The organism is Lapidilactobacillus concavus DSM 17758 (assembly GCF_001435835.1).
GTDB classification, from domain to species: Bacteria; Bacillota; Bacilli; order Lactobacillales; family Lactobacillaceae; genus Lapidilactobacillus; species Lapidilactobacillus concavus.
The window spans coordinates 1-2,661 of record NZ_AZFX01000091.1; the positions used below are offsets into that span (position 1 = coordinate 1).

The 2,661-nt window shown below is 42.7% G+C and carries 2 protein-coding genes and 1 pseudogene; 1 reads left to right on the top strand and 2 read right to left on the bottom strand.

The window, feature by feature from the left end:
* Nucleotides 1-56: 56 nt before the first annotated feature.
* Nucleotides 57-650: an IS256 family transposase gene (locus tag FC15_RS09480; protein ID WP_420835683.1), complete on the top strand. Its 594-nt coding sequence runs from the start codon at nucleotides 57-59 to the stop codon at nucleotides 648-650.
* Nucleotides 651-950: 300 nt separating this feature from the next.
* Here the strand turns inward: FC15_RS09480 and FC15_RS07980 are convergent, their stop codons facing one another.
* Together FC15_RS07980 and FC15_RS07985 are read right to left on the bottom strand one after the other, a co-directional pair.
* Nucleotides 951-1,220, bottom strand: a complete 270-nt coding sequence (locus FC15_RS07980; protein ID WP_057825617.1) for a type II toxin-antitoxin system RelB/DinJ family antitoxin — start codon at nucleotides 1,218-1,220, stop codon at nucleotides 951-953.
* A gap of 76 nt (nucleotides 1,221-1,296) precedes the next feature.
* Nucleotides 1,297-2,465, bottom strand: a pseudogene (locus FC15_RS07985) (galactokinase).
* Between the last annotated feature and the right edge of the window lie 196 nt (nucleotides 2,466-2,661).

A 2,661-nucleotide genomic window follows, 5' to 3' on the forward strand; every position in this document is an offset into this window, starting at 1 on the left:
TAATTATGGCACAACTGTTCAGAAATTTATGTACCAAATACTAGGATAGGAGCATTCTGAATTACACTATTGCCCCAACAGAGTCAGCGACCATTTGGGAAGAACAACTACAACGTATCAAGGAACAAGGTGTTGAGCAGGTGCTGTTGTTCGTTGCCGATGGTGTAGTTGGTCTAAATAATAGCATTGCCAAGTACTTTCCTAAAGCCAAACTACAACGTTGTTTAGTTCACGTAATACGCAATTTAACGCATAAAGTACGTGTAAGTGATCGTAAGTTGATTAGCAACGAGTTTCGTGATGTACGTCAAAGTGCAAGCTTGTCAGAAGCAAAAGAGTCACTAAGTAGGTTCATTGAAACTTGGGGTCATAAATATTCATTTGTGCGCAAACTAGCTGATATAGATGACTTATTCGCGTACTTCAGCTTTCCTAAAGCAATTCGAGGAAGTATCTATTCAACGAACGTAATTGAATCCTTTAATGATTACTTCAAAGCGAACATCAAGAAGAAACAACGGTTTCCAAATGAAGAATCGTTAGACAGATATGCCGGAGTACAATGTCTAGATTATAACAATCGAAATCTAGGTAGAATCCATAAAGGATTTGGCGTCTGTCAAGATACACTTGAATCAATGTTCGACTAAGAGTCAAGCTTTCATCATACGAAGACGAGTTTACACAAGATTTTTGACAAACCCAGACATTGGCCTATAAATTCGGTGGCATTGAGCGACCGGAATTCCCGGCAAATGGCAGTGTCACTAAGGCTCTGTTGTCTGATAGTGGGTTTGAAATTACGACGTATAATGACTTGAATTAACCAGTTAAAACTCGGAGTAATCCGAGTTTTTTTGTCTCTAGTCCAAATTGTGTTTTAAAAATATACTTGTATTTCAGAGGATAAAAAATAGACTACCGCTGCTGGGTAGTCTAAAGCGAATATTTCAATCTGCAACATAAGTTGCGACCTCTTTCAGATATTCTTCTAAGCTAATCGGGTCACTTAATTTGCCAGCCCTCAGCTCGGCCATTGCCTCTTCCAAAGGGCTGAGTGCCCCTGGAGTGAATGGTAGCTCCTGCATCCTGTGGAGTGCTTTCAGTGACATGACGATGTATGTACCAAGATCGAGACCCATTTTCTCTAAATCTTGTTGCACATCTTTCTTAAGTTTACTGTCCACACTCACACTAATTGTGCTGTCTTTTGTCCGCATAGTGTCGGCTCCTTTATGTATCACAATTGAAACATATAAAATTTACATTGAAAGTACAACGGCTTGGGAGAGAATTCTAGTGCAATTCTCTTGGGCCAGCACCAATTTCCGTGATGTAGAAACTAGCGTTAAAACCAGTGATTTCACGGTATTTGGCTCCAACGTTTTCCTTGAAACTTGCAATGGCGTCATTTTCGACGAGTGCGATGGCGCAGCCACCAAAGCCGGCGCCGGTCATGCGTGCGCCCAGGACGCCGGGTTGCTTCCAGGCCGTGTGGACCAGTGTGTCCAGCACAATCCCCGTAACCTCATAATCAAATTCTAGTGAGATATGGGAGGCATTCATCAGGCGACCAAAGCGCGTCAGGTTATTGGTGGTCATTGCGTCGCCGGCACGTACCGTGCGTTCATTCTCAAGTACTGCGTGACGAGCCCGTTTAATTAAGGTTTCGTCTGCGATTGCAAAGCTATATTCATCAAATTCTGCTGCGCTAAGTTCGCCAAGAGACTTAATCTGCACAACGCGTTGCAAGCGGCGTAGCGCCTCCTCGCATTCAAGTCTACGCTCGTTGTATTACCGCTGATCAGGTCGCGAGGCTTGTTGGTGTTCATGATTACAATGCTTTGCTTAGTTAGATTAATCGGGAAGAGTTTGTACTCCAGTGTGTTGGTGTCGAGGAAAATCGCCTGATCCTGCTTACCCATCCCGACCGCAAATTGGTCCATGATACCAGAGTTAACGCCAATAAATTCATTTTCCACTTTTTGGCCGATTTTAACTAAGTCTAATTGTGTAATCTGAATGTGATACATTTGCTGAATGATAATGCCAATGAGCAGCTCCATCGAGGCAGATGACGATAGGCCTGAGGAACTGGGGAGATCACCTTTGACGAAGATATTTAAGCCGGAATTGAATGTGGCACCTGTTTGTTGTTGAACAAACAAGAACATGCCTTTTGCGTAATTGGTCCAGGAATCGCTAACGTTGTAGTCAAGGTTGGTCAGTTGGACGTTGATTTCACCTTGATCCGGGTAGTTGGCTGAGAAGAAGTGAAGCTCGCGATCGTTTCTTCTGCCGACTGCCGCGTGCGTACCTAATGAGATTGCGGCTGGGAAAACGTGGCCACCATTATAGTCCGTGCGCTCGCCGATAAGGTTAATGCGTCCGGGTGAGAAGAAGTAGTTGCTTGGTTCAATGCCGAAATGTTCAATGAATCCTGTTTCTAGTTCTGAAATCTCCATTTTAATCACCATTTCTGAATTGTTAATTTACGTTCAGTATAGCAAAAAAGAAAGCGGTTTACACCGCTTAATATAATAAATATTGAATTTTAACTAGCTGATCCGATAGTACTCAGAAGCTAACCATTGTCTGGTGCATTCTTTTTTCTACCATTAGTCAAGAGAATTCTTCTATATCAAGGGATTCTTTTTCTTA